1 pseudogene is annotated in these 396 nt (G+C 61.6%); it reads left to right on the forward strand.

Going from position 1 to position 396, the window contains the following annotated elements:
* Positions 1–122 precede the first annotated feature (122 nt).
* Positions 123–396 (forward strand): annotated as a pseudogene (locus I6F24_RS37385) (IS5/IS1182 family transposase); the annotation flags it as partial.

Raw genomic sequence — 396 nt, forward strand, 5'->3', positions numbered from 1 at the left:
GGTTTGGACTCTGATCCTGCAATCCGAGTCCGAGGGGCCTGCCCTCATCTCTTGCGCAGCAAGGCTGCTCGGAAGATGGTCTACATACTCAACCTCCTTCTTCGCGCCGTCATGGCGCACATACCACCGTGCAGCCGAAGGCCATCACCTTCCCGACCGATGCCAAGCTGCTGCACGCGGCAATCAAGGGGCTCAACCGCCTGGCGAGGAAGCACGGGGTCAAGCTGCGGCAGTCCTATCTTCGCATTGCCAAGACCGCGGCGATGATTGCGGGACGCTACGGCCATGCCAAGCAATTCAAGCGGCATCAGCGGCAGTTGCGCATCCTGCGCAGCCGACTGGGCCGGATCATCCGCGATATCCGCCGCAAGATCGAAGGTCAGGCTGTGCTTGAGA

It is taken from the genome of Bradyrhizobium sp. BRP23 (genome assembly GCF_020194135.1).
Classification (GTDB): Bacteria; Pseudomonadota; Alphaproteobacteria; order Rhizobiales; family Xanthobacteraceae; genus Bradyrhizobium; species Bradyrhizobium yuanmingense.